At 56.8% G+C, this 15070-nt stretch carries 12 protein-coding genes and 1 riboswitch; of the genes, 7 read left to right on the plus strand and 5 right to left on the minus strand.

Annotated elements, in window-relative coordinates:
* Positions 1 to 185 precede the first annotated feature (185 nt).
* Entirely contained in the window at positions 186 to 455 is a 270-nt protein-coding gene (locus tag LEP6406_RS0214225) for a YkvA family protein (RefSeq protein ID WP_008317154.1), read from the plus strand.
* A 4-nt stretch (positions 456 to 459) separates the two neighbouring features.
* Here the strand turns inward: LEP6406_RS0214225 and LEP6406_RS0214230 are convergent, their stop codons facing one another.
* The gene (locus LEP6406_RS0214230; protein ID WP_008317152.1) at positions 460 to 852 is read right to left on the minus strand and encodes a RidA family protein; all 393 of its coding nucleotides are present in this window, start codon (positions 850 to 852) and stop codon (positions 460 to 462) included.
* An 11-nt stretch (positions 853 to 863) separates the two neighbouring features.
* Positions 864 to 1292 carry an NUDIX domain-containing protein gene (locus tag LEP6406_RS0214235; protein ID WP_008317150.1) on the minus strand — a complete coding sequence of 143 codons (429 nt, stop codon included), beginning with the start codon at positions 1290 to 1292 and terminating at the stop codon, positions 864 to 866.
* Positions 1293 to 1562: 270 nt separating this feature from the next.
* Between LEP6406_RS0214235 and malQ the strand changes: the two genes are divergently transcribed.
* Positions 1563 to 3077, plus strand: coding sequence for a 4-alpha-glucanotransferase (malQ, locus tag LEP6406_RS0214240; protein WP_027269132.1), 1515 nt, complete (start codon positions 1563 to 1565; stop codon positions 3075 to 3077).
* A gap of 264 nt (positions 3078 to 3341) precedes the next feature.
* Here malQ and LEP6406_RS0214245 read toward each other — a convergent pair whose 3' ends face one another.
* The 3 genes from LEP6406_RS0214245 to LEP6406_RS0214255 all read right to left on the minus strand — a co-directional run bounded on the left by LEP6406_RS0214245 (position 3342) and on the right by LEP6406_RS0214255 (position 7295).
* Positions 3342 to 3764 carry a DUF6691 family protein gene (locus LEP6406_RS0214245; protein ID WP_008316476.1) on the minus strand — a complete coding sequence of 141 codons (423 nt, stop codon included), beginning with the start codon at positions 3762 to 3764 and terminating at the stop codon, positions 3342 to 3344.
* 15 nt (positions 3765 to 3779) lie between these two features.
* Complete coding sequence (locus tag LEP6406_RS0214250) at positions 3780 to 4202, minus strand: YeeE/YedE family protein (protein WP_008316473.1); 423 nt, start codon at positions 4200 to 4202, stop codon at positions 3780 to 3782.
* Between the two features lie 189 nt (positions 4203 to 4391).
* Positions 4392 to 7295, minus strand: a complete 2904-nt coding sequence (locus LEP6406_RS0214255) for a cation-translocating P-type ATPase (protein WP_008316470.1) — start codon at positions 7293 to 7295, stop codon at positions 4392 to 4394.
* Positions 7296 to 7383: 88 nt separating this feature from the next.
* Here LEP6406_RS0214255 and LEP6406_RS0214260 point away from each other — a divergent pair, with 88 nt between their 5' ends.
* From LEP6406_RS0214260 to LEP6406_RS28155, 5 genes are all read left to right on the plus strand, one after another.
* Complete coding sequence (locus LEP6406_RS0214260; protein ID WP_008316468.1) at positions 7384 to 8481, plus strand: P-loop NTPase family protein; 1098 nt, start codon at positions 7384 to 7386, stop codon at positions 8479 to 8481.
* 199 nt (positions 8482 to 8680) lie between these two features.
* A riboswitch (cyclic di-AMP (ydaO/yuaA leader) is annotated at positions 8681 to 8814 on the plus strand.
* 101 nt (positions 8815 to 8915) lie between these two features.
* Entirely contained in the window at positions 8916 to 10262 is a 1347-nt protein-coding gene (locus LEP6406_RS0214265; RefSeq protein ID WP_008312535.1) for an SLC13 family permease, read from the plus strand.
* Positions 10263 to 10420: 158 nt separating this feature from the next.
* Positions 10421 to 12433, plus strand: a complete 2013-nt coding sequence (gene sir / locus LEP6406_RS0214270) for a sulfite reductase, ferredoxin dependent (RefSeq protein ID WP_008312533.1) — start codon at positions 10421 to 10423, stop codon at positions 12431 to 12433.
* Positions 12430 to 13149, plus strand: coding sequence for a uroporphyrinogen-III C-methyltransferase (gene cobA, locus LEP6406_RS0214275; RefSeq protein WP_008312531.1), 720 nt, complete (start codon positions 12430 to 12432; stop codon positions 13147 to 13149). The genes sir and cobA overlap by 4 nt, the downstream gene beginning before the upstream one ends.
* A gap of 355 nt (positions 13150 to 13504) precedes the next feature.
* Positions 13505 to 14929 (plus strand): trypsin-like peptidase domain-containing protein, encoded by a 1425-nt coding sequence (locus tag LEP6406_RS28155; RefSeq protein ID WP_008312529.1) that lies wholly within the window; start codon positions 13505 to 13507, stop codon positions 14927 to 14929.
* Positions 14930 to 15070: the final 141 nt, after the last annotated feature.

Here is a 15070-nt window from a genome sequence, read left to right on the forward strand (position 1 = left end):
ACTGCTTCAGAATGTTCATCCCCACCTGGGGATCACGATGGAGATCAGAGATGCCTATCTGCGTATTCCAGCGCAAGACTGGTTCAAAATGTTCATCAACGATCCAGAGACCCAATCCCTAGGGCAGTAGACTTAATCGATCAACGGGATACCTTTAAGCTGAAATACTCTCAGGACTCTTAGCTATGCTGAATGCTATATGGCACCGCCTACACCGTACCCTCCTCGGCCACCCCGTTGGCCGATGGGTTGTGATTTTAGCCGCCCTAGTCTATCTGATCAGCCCTGTAGACCTCGTGCCCGATGTCATCCCCATTGTCGGCTGGATAGATGATGGCGTTCTAGCCACCGTTATGGCTGCTGGCATTACCGAGACGGTTTTGGAGCGCCGCCGTGAAGTCAAGGCTCGCAAGGCAGCCCAAAAAGACGGCACTCGCGATGATTCCAGGGCCTGAATCTTTAGGACACCACCGCGACACATTCAATTTCTACCCGCACGTCCTTAGGCAGGCGAGCCACTTCGACACAGGCACGGGCTGGGGCATCGGTATCGCCAAAGTAGCGGGCATAGACTGCATTCATGGCGGCGAAATCGTTCATGTCCTTGAGGAAAACGGAGGTTTTTACCACGGATCCAAGGCTAGCCCCTCCGGCCACTAGGATGGCCTGGAGATTGGCGATCGCTTGGTCTGTTTGGGCGGCGACATCATCACCCCCTACCAGCTCCCCGGTAACGGGATCAAGGGGAATTTGTCCTGCAACAAAGATCAGTGACCCTGAGGCCACAACGGCCTGATTGTAGGGGCCAACGGGGGCAGGGGCTTGGTCCGTGCGAATAATTTTGCGGGTCATGAACAAAGGGCCTAAATTCTGGGGCGGAGACCGTAATGGCGATACTGCCAATAATCGCGCAGGATGCGATCGTGGTCAAAGCACAGGGGGGTGGGCAGTTCCCAAGGGTTGAATACCGTCAGACCCTTAGCATCGTCCCCCGCTTGGGGTTCCCCGGTGGCGGTGGCGAGGAAAACAATGCTGATGGTGTGTTGACGGGCGTCTCGGCTGGGGTCTGAGTAGACGTGAAATTGTTCTACTAGGGTGACCGCTAGGGCCGTTTCTTCCTGAGCTTCGCGAATAGCGGCGGTTTCTACCGCTTCTCCATAGTCCACGAAGCCCCCCGGTAGCGCCCACCCCCAGGGCTGATTCCGCCGCTCGATCAACACAATGGGACGATGGGGGCGATCGCGCAGTTCAATAATCAGGTCCACTGTGGGGGCGGGGTTGCGATAGGCCATGGTTGGGGATCCCTCCGGAGCATAGGGTATGGGCGCGTCTTCCAGCGTACCCTCTGATTCTGGCCCCTCAGGGGCGTTCTATATTCCACTGCCCAATCGCTTTGGAACAACCGCTTTAGGCCACCCAAAAGCCGTCCTGCTAGGTTCTACAAGTATGGGTGCAAAGCCTTGCTCCGCCTATCTTTTTGAAGGCGCTCTAAACTCTGACAGATGAGGGGGATTTGGATAGAAACCCCGTGCTACAGTCAATGGGTTGTAACTGAAGAGCCGATGCCTTTTCCACGTGCTAGCGGCATTCTCCTCCATCCCACATCCCTTCCAGGACGCTTTGGCATGGGGGATGTTGGCCCTTGTGCCTATGAATTTGTTGATTTTTTAACGCAGACGGGTCAGCAGTTGTGGCAAATGTTGCCTTTGGGGCCAACGGGGCATGGTAACTCGCCCTATATGTCCTACTCTGCGATGGCGGGAAACCACTTTTTGATCAGTTTGGAGCAATTGCGCGATCGCGATTTGCTGACCCAAGCGGATCTAGACAGCCTGCCAGATTTTCCAGAAGATTGGGTAGATTTCTCTGCCGTCATGCCCGCTAAGCTGCACCTGTTGGAAAAGGCGGCGGCGGCATTTCAGCATCAAGCCTCGGCGGAGGATCGGGCTGAATTTGATGAATTTTGTGCTGATCGGGCCTTTTGGCTAGATAACTATGCCTTTTTTATGGCCTTGAAACGGGTTCATAATGGCGCGAGTTGGACGGAGTGGGATCCGGCTATCGCCCGTCGCAAACCTGAGGCCATGGCCCAGTGGCGCGAGAAACTGGCCCCGCTGATCGATATGCATCGGTACTTGCAGTTCGAGTTCTATCGCCAGTGGAGCAGCCTCAAGAAATACGCTAATGAGAACCATATCCAGATTATTGGTGACAAGCCTATCTATGTCGCCCATGACAGTGTGGATGTGTGGGCCTTTCCCCATAACTTTATGGTGGATGAGGAAACCCTAGCACCATCGGAGATGGCCGGGGTGCCGCCGGATTATTTCAGTGAGACAGGGCAACTCTGGGGCAATCCCACCTATAACTGGGACGCTGTGGAAAAACAGGGATTTCGCTGGTGGCTCCAGCGCCTCAAGGCATTGCTGGACTATGTGGATCTGATTCGCATTGACCATTTCCGGGGGTTCCAAGCCTATTGGGCCGTACCCGAGGGAGAAACCACCGCCATGAATGGGAAATGGGTCGAGGCTCCTGGAGAAGCATTTTTCAACACGGTGAAGGCGGAGTTGGGCAGCCTACCCATCTTGGCTGAAGATCTGGGGGTGATTACGCCAGAGGTGGAAGCGCTGCGGGATCAGTTTGATTTCCCTGGCATGAAGATCCTGCAATTTGCCTTTGGTGGGGACCACATGAATCCCTATCTACCCTTCAACTATGGGCGGAATTTTCTGGTCTATACGGGCACCCACGATAACGATACGACGGTGGGTTGGTTCAATCAGGTGGGGGACTATGAGCGCGATCGCATTTATCGCTACCTGGGGCATCTCGGTGAGGATGGCATTCATTGGGCCATGATTCGTCTAGCCCTCACCTCCATCGCCAATCAGGCCATCGTCCCCCTTCAGGATCTTTTGGGTCTAGATAGTTCTGCCCGCATGAATTCCCCCGGAAAACCCGATGGCAACTGGGGCTGGCGCTATCGTCAATCAGTGTTGGATGAACAGGTGCGCGATCGCCTGCGGGAACTCACCCGTCTAACGGGCCGCGCCCCCCGCCACTGGTATTCCTAATGTCCTGTCGAGATATGAGGTCGGGCGCATCTCAACTTTTGCAAACCTATAGCGGTTCTCACTCGGGTTAAGTACAGGCAAGGGGCTTAAGCCCCTTGTTCCCCGAATTGCCATCAAGTTGAGCTGTACCTCATCCATTAGGGAACCGCTATACGGCCCCACCCTTTCCCCAGGGTGGGCGCAGAATGGCTAGCAATACCAAGTCCAGCTCGAAATCTGGAGATTCCCCACCGGGAAAACTCTACTTCTGGACTTGGGCAAGATTTATTTAGCTGGAATCCTCTTGGACAGCGCTTGATAACTCAGTGACCCGGCGATCAGAGAAAGCAGGAATAGAACTGGGTTCCAAATACCCAGGGTCAAAGCGGCAATGCCGGGACCAGGGCAATACCCCGCAATACCCCAGCCAATGCCAAATAGAGCCGCCCCCCCTAATAGAACGGGGTCAATAGTATTGCGACTGGGCAGGTAAAAACGACCTCCCAGCAAGGGATGGGAACGTTTGAGAATAAACCGAAACGTGATGAGGGTGACGATAACGGCACCCCCCATGGCAAAGGCTAGGGTCGGATCCCAGGCTCCTGCCAGATCCAGGAACCCGAGGACGCGATCGCGATCCATCATTTGAGAGATGCCTAAACCGAGGCCAAACATCAATCCCGACAGTAGGGCAGTGAGTTGATACATGGGTTGCAATTTTTTTTAAAAGGCCAAGAGATGACGGGTGACAAAGACCGTGACAATACCACTCGCCATAAACGTGAGGACCGCTGCAAGGGAGCGTCCCGAAAGCCGTCCGAGGCCACAGACCCCATGGCCACTGGTACAGCCATTGCCCATACGTGTCCCAAAGCCCACCAAAAAGCCGCCTAGCACCATCGCCACTGGCGCAAATTGGGAAACAGGGGTGGGCTGGGGGGCCAAGAGATATTCGTAGAGTCCCGCCCCAGCCAAGAGACCTGCTAGAAACCACCAGCGCCACTGTTCAGCCCGAGTAAAACCTAGGGCTCCGTTGATCATGCCGCTGATGCCCGCAATTCGTCCATTTAGGGCTAGGAGTAGGGTGGCACTGAGGCCAATCAGCCCCCCCCCAACTAATCCGCCTAGCCAATGCACGTTCGCCATAGTATCTTCCTCTGGAATTTCGCTAAGCTTGACCAACTGGGCAAATTTAGACTATCTGACTATATAGTAATATATATTCCATCTGAATTACCCGACAAAACTAGGCCAGTTTCAGGGCACCTTTCCTAGATACGGAACTTGCAGGAAAATAACATACCCCCGGATCGGACTTGCTCCCTAAAGACGCCATTACAGGTGGGCGCAGCCTGAGCGTCTCACCACTAGCTTTTCAGCCTCCAACCACACAAAAACGAGGGCACTAAAGCCAAAACACACCGCCAACTCCAGCCCCGACATCACCTGGAGCCCGAAAAACTCCTGGAGCGGCGGCACATAAACCACCAGCACTTGCAGCCCCGTGGTCAGGAGCACCGCACCCCACACATAGGGGTTCGAGAGGGGGCTAAGCTGTACTGTCAATTGAGTTTCAGAACGGGCCGCTAAGGCGTGGCCCATCTGAGCCAGACAAAGGGTGGTAAACACCATCGTCTTCCAGGTGTCGGGGTCGCCAGTATAGGCGGCGCTGTGGGTATGGTCATAGGCCCAGCCCATCAGCCCAATGGTGAGCACTGCCAGCACAATTCCCACCCGCACCATATAGGCTCCCAGCCCCCGAGAAAAAATGCTTTCCCTGGGGTTGTAGGGTGGGCGTTGCATGATATTCGGCTCGGCGGGCTCCATCGCCAACGCCAGCGCGGGCACGCCATCGGTGACCAGATTCATCCAGAGGATTTGCAGGGGCGACAGGGGTACGCCCCCCAGCCCCATCAAAGGTGCAGCGGCGATCGTCAGCACCTCCCCAATGTTGCTGCCCAGAATGTATTTGATAAAGCGGCGAATATTGTCGTATACCACCCGGCCTTCCTCTGTGGCGGCGACGATGGTGGCAAAATTGTCATCCAGCAGCACCATATCGCTGGCTTCTTTGCTGACATCGGTGCCGGTGATGCCCATGGCGATGCCGATATCCGCCTGCTTCAGCGCCGGGGCGTCGTTTACACCATCCCCGGTCATGGCGACAAATTCTCCTCGTCGCTGGAGTGCCTGCACAATCCGCAGCTTGTGTTCTGGAGCCACACGGGCATAGACGTTGATGTGGGAGACCGTTTCCTCTAGTTCCTCGGCAGTAAGGCGGGCAAGCTCTTGTCCCGTTAAGCTCTTGTCCCCCGGTTGGGCAATGCCTAGATCAAGTGCGATCGCATGGGCAGTTAGGGGATGATCCCCCGTAATCATGATGGGGCGAATGCCTGCCTGCCGACATTGGGCCACTGCCACCCGCACCTCGGGTCGAGGTGCATCCAACATCCCCACCAGCCCCAGCCAGATCAGGTCATGCTCCTCCGTCTCCAAGTCCAGGTCTGGGGAGACGGTCGCCAAGGGGCGCAGGGCAAACCCCAGTACCCGCAGACCCTGAGCCGCCAGCGCTCCATTGTGGGCCAGGATTTGCTGCCGCAGGTCCGAGTCTAGGGGCATGGGGGTGCCATTCCCACTGCTTTCCTGACTGGCATATATGCTCCGGCATCGCTCCAGCACTAATTCTGGAGACCCCTTGGTCAGGAGAATCGGGGTACCTGGGGGGGAGGGCAATGGTGCATCAGTGGCGGACGAGTCAGCGGGAACCTGCACCACAACGCTCATACGCTTGCGCTCGGCGGTGAAGGGAATTTCTCCAATCCGGGGGTAGCGGTGGGTCAGGTCAGCCTGTTGATAGCCCCCTTTGCCGGCGAGGGAGAGCAATGCCCCTTCCGTGGGGTCGCCCAGGATCGTCCACAGGCTACCTTCATGTTGGAGGGTGGCATCGTTGCAGAGCACGCAGGTTGCCATCAGTGCTGATAGGGTCGGATAGTCCTGGGTCAACAGGGTCTCTTGGGATCGATCTAGTTCCCCAGCAGTAGCGTCGCCCATGAGGATTTTGCCGTCCCCCTGTCGAATCTCACCGTAGGGGGCATAGCCTTCGCCGCCGATGTGAAACTGGGTTTCGGGAGTCTGGACCGTCTGCACCACCATTTTGTTTTGGGTTAGGGTGCCCGTCTTGTCCGAGCAGATGGTGGTGACGGAGCCCAGGGTTTCAACGGCGGGAAGTTTGCGAATCAGGGCATGGCGGCGCACCATGCGTTGGGTGCCCAGGGCCAGGGTCACGGTGATCACGGCGGGGAGTCCCTCGGGCACCACTGCCACTGCCATGCTGAGGGAAACCTCTAGGAGATCGTCAAATAGGCTGAGGTCGCCGGTGCGCACCAGCCCCACGATGACGACTAGGGTCACCAGGGCCAGAGACCCCGAGACGAGGACGTTCCCCAACTGGGCCATGCGCTGCTGGAGGGGGGTGGATTCTGTTTCTACAGCTTGGAGTAGGGCGGCAATCTGACCCAGTTCGGTGGTCATTCCCGTCTGGGTGACGAGGACTGTCCCCCGCCCCTGAACCACTTCAGTGCCTTGAAAAACGAGATTGAGGCGATCCCCGAGGGCCAGATCGGCGGGGAGCGGTGCCTCCGCCTGTTTGACCACTGCTTCTGCTTCCCCCGTCAGGGTGGCCTCTCGAATTTGGAGATGGATGGCCTCCAGTAAGCGGCCATCGGCGGGGACTTGTGCCCCTGCTTCCAGGAGTAAAATATCCCCCGGCACCAGGGTTTGGGCCTCGACCTCCTGGGTCTGATCTCCCCGGATCACCCGGACTCGGGAAGGGGTCATGGTCTTGAGGGCGGCGAGGGCTTTTTCGGCTCGGCTCTCTTGCAGATAGCCCAGTAGTCCGTTCAGCACCACAATGGCAAAAATTGCGATCGCATCCTTAGGAAAGCTCCCCTGGCGCACATCCAGCACCAGAGACACCAGGGCCACCGCAATCAACATCAGCAGCATGATGTTCTTAAACTGGTCCCACAGAATGATCCAGGGACTGCGAAGCACACTGTCCCGCAGTTCATTCAAGCCATAGTGCTGTTGACGGTGGCTGATCTCCGCCGCACTTAGCCCCTGAACCCGACTTTCCAGGACACCCATTGCCTGCTGGGGGGTCATCGTATGCCAGACAGGAAAAACCGCTGCCGTCGTTTTAGGAAGCGATTTGGGGTTGGAAAAGGGTGGGGGAATCATGGGAATGTATGACCTTAGAAAACGGATGCTACTATCGACAAGTGCCTAATAGACCTTTATAGCACTAAAAAATAGTGTTAACTTTTCGGTGGTTCCCCAACCCTTTATTCCCCAAGCCCTAATTAGTCGAGAAATAGAACTGGCCCAGGTACGTGACCTGTTGCAGCAAGATCGGGATTTTGTCGTGACCGGGCCACCGGGTATTGGGCGGCGGACCCTCATTCGCGCAGCGGTCCAGCAGTTGGGCTCCCGAATTCTGGAGATTGACTGTCTGCGCTGCCGCAACAGTGGACAATTTCTGCGATTTTTAGCGGATAGCATTACCCAGGTATTTTCCGACCCTGTGGAACTGGGGTACATCCAGCAGTGGAGCCTGCCCCAACCCCTGACCCTAGATCAAGTCCTCTCCTCTCCAGCCCGCCTTCTATGGCCCACGCCATCGGGGAAAGAGTGGCCACTGTTTACGGGTCTGTTGACGTTGCCCCAGCAGCTTGCCGAATGGTTGGACTGCCAAGTGGTGATTGTCTTTCACAACTTTCCCCATATCCGTTCTTGGGATCGCCAGGGCAAGTGGGAGAGCTACCTGCGGCAGGAAATCCAGAGCCAGAGTCGGGTGAGCTACACCCTGATTTCGACGGTGGCAGAGCCCTGGATGTATGTCAGCCATCTCCCGGTCATTTCCCTCTCTCCCCTCAGCGATCGGGAATTGCAGCCCTGGCTGATCTCAACCCTAGGGGCAGTGGGGCTGGTTTTGGATGCCGATAGTCCAGCTCTAGATTTGTTTCTGAGCTATATCCAGGGCCATGTTAACGATGCCACCAGTCTGGCTCACCGCCTCTGGCTGGAGGTCCGAGCCAATGGAGATATGGAGGGTCAGAGGGTGATTCAGGCCCATCAAGTTCAGGGCAGTATGTTGGCCCTAGTACAGGATATGGCCACGACCTTCGAGGCATTGTTGCTGTTGTTGCCCCTCACCCAAGCAAGGGTGCTAGAGAGTTTGGCCCTGGACCCCACCGAGAGTCCTCAGGCCCAAGCCTATATCAAGAAACACCAACTCTCCCGAGGGGGCGGACTCCAGGGGGCGCTTAACAGCCTGGAGCATAAGGGGCTGATCTACGGTCCCCAATTGGGCTACCGCATTGCCCTGCCTTTGCTGGATTTTTGGCTCAAGCGGCGCTTGACCTAGGCGATCTCCGCCAACACCCCATCACGGGTCATCCGGCAATAAGGCACTGGGTCGGGCGGGTTTTGAGCCTCCCATTTGGGATTTCCCAGTAGACAAGAGCTAAACCCGCCCCTACGGGATCTCTATCCCCACACCCCTCCCAACAGATCCAACTCTATAAGATAGTGCTAATCTCAGGAAGTGCATTCGCAAATGTACTTCAGCTAGTCAGCCTAATCCGGTGTCTGCACCGGAGCGGAGGATCCATTCCTTGGGGCGCATCCTGCTTTGGCAGGAGGGAGAACTCTGACTCCTAGCCCGTCAGCTAACTTCGTCGGCGTTGAGAGGAGACCAGCTCTAAAAGCTTTGCTTTTGAGCCTATCTCCGGGTTGCGATGACCCTTTGGGGCCGGTCCCTGACCATCGCGAAAAAACTACCCCATCCCAGGAGGCTCTATGGAGAGTTGGCAAGCCGTGGCGGCGTCAGCGGTATTTGTCGGTGTCCTTGTCTGCATTGCGACCGAATGGATCCAACTGACCATTGCGGCCATGTTAGGAGCAATGCTGTTGATGTTTCTCAACGTGATCACCCTATCCGAGGCAGCGGATTACATTGCTCGCAGCTATGCCACCCTGGCTCTATTTTTTGGGGTGATGGTGATGGTGAGATCCTTTGAACCCACCCGCATCTTTGAATATCTCGCTACCCAGATCGTGCTCTTGGCCAAGGGGCAAGGGAAACGGCTGTTACTGGGCATTGTGGCCATTACCACCCCCATCTGCGCGGTATTGCCCAATGCCACCACGGTAATGCTCCTGGCTCCGCTGATCCCTCCCATTGCCACAGAGTTGGGAGTGAATTTTGTGCCGCTGTTGATTTTGATGGTGCTGGTGGCCAACAGTGCTGGACTGTTGACCCTGGTGGGGGATCCGGCCACCTTCATCGTGGGGGATGCGATCAACATCAGCTTTTTGGACTACCTGCGAAATTTGAGTTTGGGAGGTGCGATCGCGGTTCTCGTGGTGACCCTGATGCTACCCGTGCTGTTTCCTGGCATCTGGAAAAAGCAACTAAGCGACCTAGAGCACCTACCCCATCCCCAGATCAACCATCCCCGGATGTTAACCCTAGGCGGTCTTGTCGTTGCCCTAGTCCTACTCTTTTTTGTCATCGGCGAGTCCTTACCCCTCCCGATTTCCCCCGCCGCCGTTGCCCTCTTGGGAGCCGCCCTCTGTCTCTTACTCACCCACCACAGTCGCATCGACTCCATTCAAAACATCCTGCGGGATGTGGACTGGAGCACGCTAATTTTTTTCATGAGCGTATTCGTGCTGATCGGAGCCCTAGAGAAAACCGGCGTCCTCAGTGCCGCCTCTGGGGTCTTAGCCCTAGTACTAGGTCGTAATATTGCCCTTGGATCGATTCTCCTGTTGCTGCTGGTGGGGCTGCTCTCTAGCCTGGTGCCCAATATCCCCCTAGTGGTGGCTATGGTGCCGCTGCTGAAGGAGTATGTGGTAAATGTGGGGCTAGCCTCCTCTGATATTCTGGTCCCGGACTTCTCTGGCGACCTACCAGTGGTGGTATTGCCCCTCTTCTACGCCATGATGTTTGGAGCCACCTTGGGGGGAAATGGAACTCTGGTGGGGGCTTCCTCTAATATTGTGGCGGCGGGTATTGCGGAGCAGCATGGCAAACGCATCTCCTTTCAAACCTTTTTGCAGTACGGTCTGCCTGTAACGGCGGTGCAGATTACCACCGCTGGGGTGTATTTGCTAGTCCGCTTTTTGATCAATCCCGCCTAGGGGCAAACCGGATCCAGTGTTAAGATTGGGTGTATTCACCTTAATCCCGACCGGATTACCGTACAATCGTCCAGAGCAGCCCTCGAAGGCCGTTCTCCCTAAGCGATTGCGGTGCCTCTCTTGTGCCGTAGATTTCCTCTGCATCCCCTAGGTTTGTCATGGTTCAGACTCCCATTCGTCCCCTTCAGAACGTTTCAGGCACCCCTGAGAAAACCCCATCCAAATTAGAAGGCATCAAAGAGCGCAGTAACTTCCTCCGGGAACCTCTCGCCACAGAATTACAGACCGACACGACCCACTTCACCGATACAGCGGTACAAATCCTCAAGTTCCACGGCTCCTATCAGCAGGACAACCGGGATAACCGGGTGAAGGGCCAAGAAAAGGACTACCGCATGATGTTGCGGACCCGGAATCCCGGTGGCTTTATTCCCCCCGATCTCTATTTGACGCTGGATGATCTGAGCGATCGCTACGGCTATGGCAACCTGCGGGCCACGACCCGCCAGGGCATCCAACTCCACGGCATTTTGAAACAGGATCTCAAGGCTACCGTTGCCGCCATTATTCAAAGTTTGGGCTCTACCCTGGGAGCCTGTGGGGATCTAAACCGCAACGTCATGGCCCCGCCTGCCCCCTTTAAGGACAAGCCGGAGTATGTGTTGGCGCGGGACTATGCCGACAATATTGCCGATCTGCTGCGTCCCCAGACTGAAGCCTATTACGAGATTTGGCTAGATGGGGAAAAGGCGGTCACCGTCGAGGAGCATCCCGATGTGGTAGCAGCCCGCGCCAATCACGTCCGAGGCACCACTTTCCCCGATAGTGTGGAGCCCATCTACGGCACCCACTATATGCCCCGCAAGTTCAAGATTGCGGTAACGGTGCCGGGGGATAACTCCGTTGATGTTTATACCCAGGATGTGACCTTGGTGGTGATCACCAATGGTCAGGGAGATCTCCAGGGTTTCAATATTCTGGCGGGGGGCGGTATGGGCCGCACCCATAATAAGGAGGAGACCTTTGCCCGCATTGCCGATGAGATTGGCTATGTGGATAAGGCGGATATCTATGAGGCGGTGAAGGCTATTGTTGCTACCCAGCGGGATTATGGCGATCGTGTCACCCGTCGCCATGCCCGCATGAAGTATTTGATTCAAGATTGGGGGGTGGCGGTCTTCCGGCAGAAGGTGGAGGAATACCTGGGTAAGCCGCTGAAACCCTTTCGCCCCCTGCCCCAGTGGGAGCTGCGAGATTACCTGGGCTGGTACGAACAGGGAGATGGCAACTGGTTTGTTGGCATTAACATCGACAATGGTCGCATCTACGATAATGGCAGCCTGAAACTCCGCACTGCCCTGCGGGAAATCGTGCAGCGCTACCGAGTGCCGATGCGGGTCACGGGTAGCCAAAGCACTGTACTTTACGAAATTCAGCCCCAAGACAAGGCGGAAATCCAGGCTATCCTCACCCGCTATGGCGTGATCGAGCCAGAGGATCTGGATCCCTTGGTGCGCTATGCCATGGCCTGCCCCGCCCTGCCCACCTGTGGCCTTGCCATCACGGAGTCGGAACGGGTGATTCCCAGCATTCTGGCCCGACTGCGATCGCAACTTACCCAGCTCGGACTCCAGGACGAGCATTTTGTGGTCCGGATGACGGGGTGTCCCAACGGCTGTGCCCGCCCCTACATGGCGGAACTGGGGTTTGTGGGCAGTGGACCGGAGAGTTATCAGATCTGGCTAGGGGGATCCCCCAACCAAACCCGACTGGCGCGGGCCTATGTGGAACGGTTGCCGGAGAAGGATCTGGAAACCTTTCTGGAGCCCCTATTGGTCTATTTTCGAGATCAGCGGTGGTCTGGGGAAAGCTTTGGAGATTTCTGCGATCGCGTCGGCTTTGACGCCCTGCGCCAGTTCTCTGAGACCTACGACCCCACCCAGTACAAACCCGCCAAGAAGGATCGACGCCACCGCATCGGGATTAGCGAAGATGCCTACGCCCTGCTCAAGTTGGCGGCGGATCGGGAAGGTCGCCCCATGTCCCAGGTGACGGCGGATGCGATTCGGGTCTATCTGGCCCAAACTACCGAAGCTCCAGCCACCGAGGCCAGTTCTGCTAGTTTCGCTGAGGCCCCAGCCGCTGATACGACTGGGGACGGACACCCTTGACCCCGGCAGGAAAAGTGTACTTGGTAGGGGCGGGGCCGGGGGCGGTAGACCATTTGACCCTCCGTGCCCATCGGCTCCTGACCCAGGCCCAGGCCCTCGTCCACGATGCTTTGGTGGATGAGGCTCTGCTGGATCTGCTGCCCACCCACTGCGATCGCATTAATGTCGGCAAACGGGGGGGACAACCCAGTCCCCCCCAGACAGAGATAGATCAGCGCCTAGTCACCCTCTGTCAGCAGGGGTTGCAGGTAGTGCGGCTCAAAAGTGGCGATCCCTTCATCTTTGGCCGCACCACCTCAGAAATTCAAGCTCTGAAGGCGGCGGGATGTGCCTTTGAAGTGGTACCGGGAATCTCCTCTGCCCTGGGGGCTCCCCTACTGGCGGGCATTCCCCTGACCGATCCGGTCCTGGGCAGTAACTTTGCCGTGCTGACGGCCCACGACCTCGACCTCCACAACTGGGAAGCCCTGGCCCAACTGGCTACCCTGGTCATTCTCATGGGGGGGCGTTCCCTGCCCGCCATTTGCCAACGGTTGATCCACTGGCGCAAACGTCCCGACACTCCAGTGGTGATCATCCGTCGAGCCAGTCAACCCCAACAACAGATTTGGGAGGGTACCCTACTCACCATTGTCCAGCACACGCGGGGGGAATCCCTCTCGCCCTGTGTCATCGTCGTGGGGGAAGTGGCGGGGCTGCGGCCCTATGTCCAATAGAGCACAGGGATTAGGGATACATATAGCAGCGGTATTCATCTCAATCCAGTAGGCCCACGGTAGGGGCGCACGGCTGTGCGCCCTCAGGGATGTACGCAATCCAACCGCATGTCGCTATGGGTCATGTCGCTATAGGTATCGAGAAACATTCTCGGTGTTCAGTGGAAACTGAACCGGAAAAGATGTAGTCATAGGCTATGGGTCTGGAAAGAATCTTGAGAAATTCCGCCAGACCGGACTCCGCGCAAAAGCGCCGTATTTAATAAGCACAATAGCCAAATCAGACCCCATGAGACGCGATCGCAGAACGATGACTTGGACAACACAGTGTCAAGGCTGGAGTAGGGGTGCGGTTATGCTAGGCACCACCCTAGGGCTCACCCTAACCTCAGCGATCGCCCCAGTTACGCCCCACTTGGGCCTTGGTCCCCGTACGGCCCAAGCCCAGGGCGTTGATGAAGCCACCTCCATTCGGGTCTATCGCCAAGCTAGCCCCGCCGTAGTAGCGGTAGAGGCCAACGGCGGCAGGGGGAGCGGCAGCATTATCACCGCCGACGGCTTGGTACTCACCAATGCTCACGTAGTACGGCGATCCCAGGTGGTGCAAGTGCGCCTCCTAGATGGGCGGGAGTTTACCGGCGATGTTGTAGGCTACGGTGACAACCGTCTGGATCTGGCGGCGATTCGGCTGCGAGGTAATCCCACGGGCCTACCCACCGTCTCCATTGCCCCCACCGGATCGGTGCAGGTGGGACAACTCGCCTTTGCCATCGGGAGCCCCTTTGGTCTCCAAGGCACCTTCACCACTGGCATCGTCAGCCGTATCGATCGCGATCGCAACCTGATTCAAACCGACGCCGCTATCAATCCCGGTAACTCCGGCGGTCCCCTTCTCAACAGTTCTGGGCAATTGATTGGAGTCAACACCTCCATCTTCACCACCGGAGAACAGGGCGGCAGCATCGGCATCGGCTTCGCCATCCCCACGGACCAAGTCCTTCCCTTCATTACCGCTGTGCGGAATGGCACCGCCGCCACCACCACCAACACCCCCCCCCCACGCCAAGATCGCCAGCCCACCGCCATCACTCTGAATAGTCAAGTTCAGGGGCGATTAGATAACCGTAGCAATGTACTGCCCGATGGCAGCTTCTTCAATTCCTACATTTTTGAGGGACAAGCGGGGCAGCAGATCCAGATCGACATGACCAGCCGCGATGTAGATGCCTACCTAATTCTGGTGGGAACCGACAACAGCGACTTTCGCCTCGACGATGACGACAGCGGCGGTAACCTCAACGCCCGGATTGTAGCCACCCTCCCCGCCAACGGTAGATACACCATCCTGGCCAACTCCTTTGGCCCTGAAGAAGAAGGCAGCTATAGCCTACGCCTAAGTACCATCGGCGGCAGTCCCAGTGGTTCTACACCAGGTTCCTCTAGCGGATCCACCGGATCCAACGGTAGTTTCGTCCTCCGTCGTCAGGGGCGTTTGGATACGGGGGATCAACTCGCTCCCGACAATACCTACTACGATCTGCATCAGTTCCAAGGACGTGCGGGCCAACAGGTCATCATCACCCTGGAAAGCGATGAGTTTGACACCTATCTGGCGGTGCTAGATCCAGATAGAAATTCTCTGGCCAGCAATAATGACGCCCATCCCAATACCACCAATTCCGAGGTGGTGATCACGCTCCCTCAAGACGGCACCTATACGATTATTGTCAATGGATTGCGTCCCAATGACCTAGGAAACTATCTCCTCATGGTGCGTTAGAGCATTGCGATCCCCCTTACCCTTTACGGCCCCCACGCTAAGAGCCGTGCGTCTAAATAAAGTACCGGAAGCATTGATCACTGTAGGGTGCATAGCGCTAAGGCGCGGCTTCGCCTTTTATGTCGCTTGCGAAACGCGAAG

This window comes from Leptolyngbya sp. PCC 6406 (genome assembly GCF_000332095.2).
In the GTDB taxonomy this organism is placed as follows: domain Bacteria; phylum Cyanobacteriota; class Cyanobacteriia; order Phormidesmidales; family Phormidesmidaceae; genus PCC-6406.

What these genes read in the sequence shown, in the direction of transcription:
- LEP6406_RS0214225 (WP_008317154.1), top strand. Translation starts at nt 186, where the DNA reads ATGCTGAATGCTATATGGCACCGCCTACACCGTACCCTCCTCGGCCAC.
- LEP6406_RS0214230 (WP_008317152.1), bottom strand. Translation starts at nt 852, where the DNA reads ATGACCCGCAAAATTATTCGCACGGACCAAGCCCCTGCCCCCGTTGGC.
- LEP6406_RS0214235 (WP_008317150.1), bottom strand. Translation starts at nt 1,292, where the DNA reads ATGGCCTATCGCAACCCCGCCCCCACAGTGGACCTGATTATTGAACTG.
- malQ (WP_027269132.1), top strand. Translation starts at nt 1,563, where the DNA reads ATGCCTTTTCCACGTGCTAGCGGCATTCTCCTCCATCCCACATCCCTT.
- LEP6406_RS0214245 (WP_008316476.1), bottom strand. Translation starts at nt 3,764, where the DNA reads ATGTATCAACTCACTGCCCTACTGTCGGGATTGATGTTTGGCCTCGGT.
- LEP6406_RS0214250 (WP_008316473.1), bottom strand. Translation starts at nt 4,202, where the DNA reads ATGGCGAACGTGCATTGGCTAGGCGGATTAGTTGGGGGGGGGCTGATT.
- LEP6406_RS0214255 (WP_008316470.1), bottom strand. Translation starts at nt 7,295, where the DNA reads ATGATTCCCCCACCCTTTTCCAACCCCAAATCGCTTCCTAAAACGACG.
- LEP6406_RS0214265 (WP_008312535.1), top strand. Translation starts at nt 8,916, where the DNA reads ATGGAGAGTTGGCAAGCCGTGGCGGCGTCAGCGGTATTTGTCGGTGTC.
- sir (WP_008312533.1), top strand. Translation starts at nt 10,421, where the DNA reads ATGGTTCAGACTCCCATTCGTCCCCTTCAGAACGTTTCAGGCACCCCT.
- LEP6406_RS28155 (WP_008312529.1), top strand. Translation starts at nt 13,505, where the DNA reads ATGCTAGGCACCACCCTAGGGCTCACCCTAACCTCAGCGATCGCCCCA.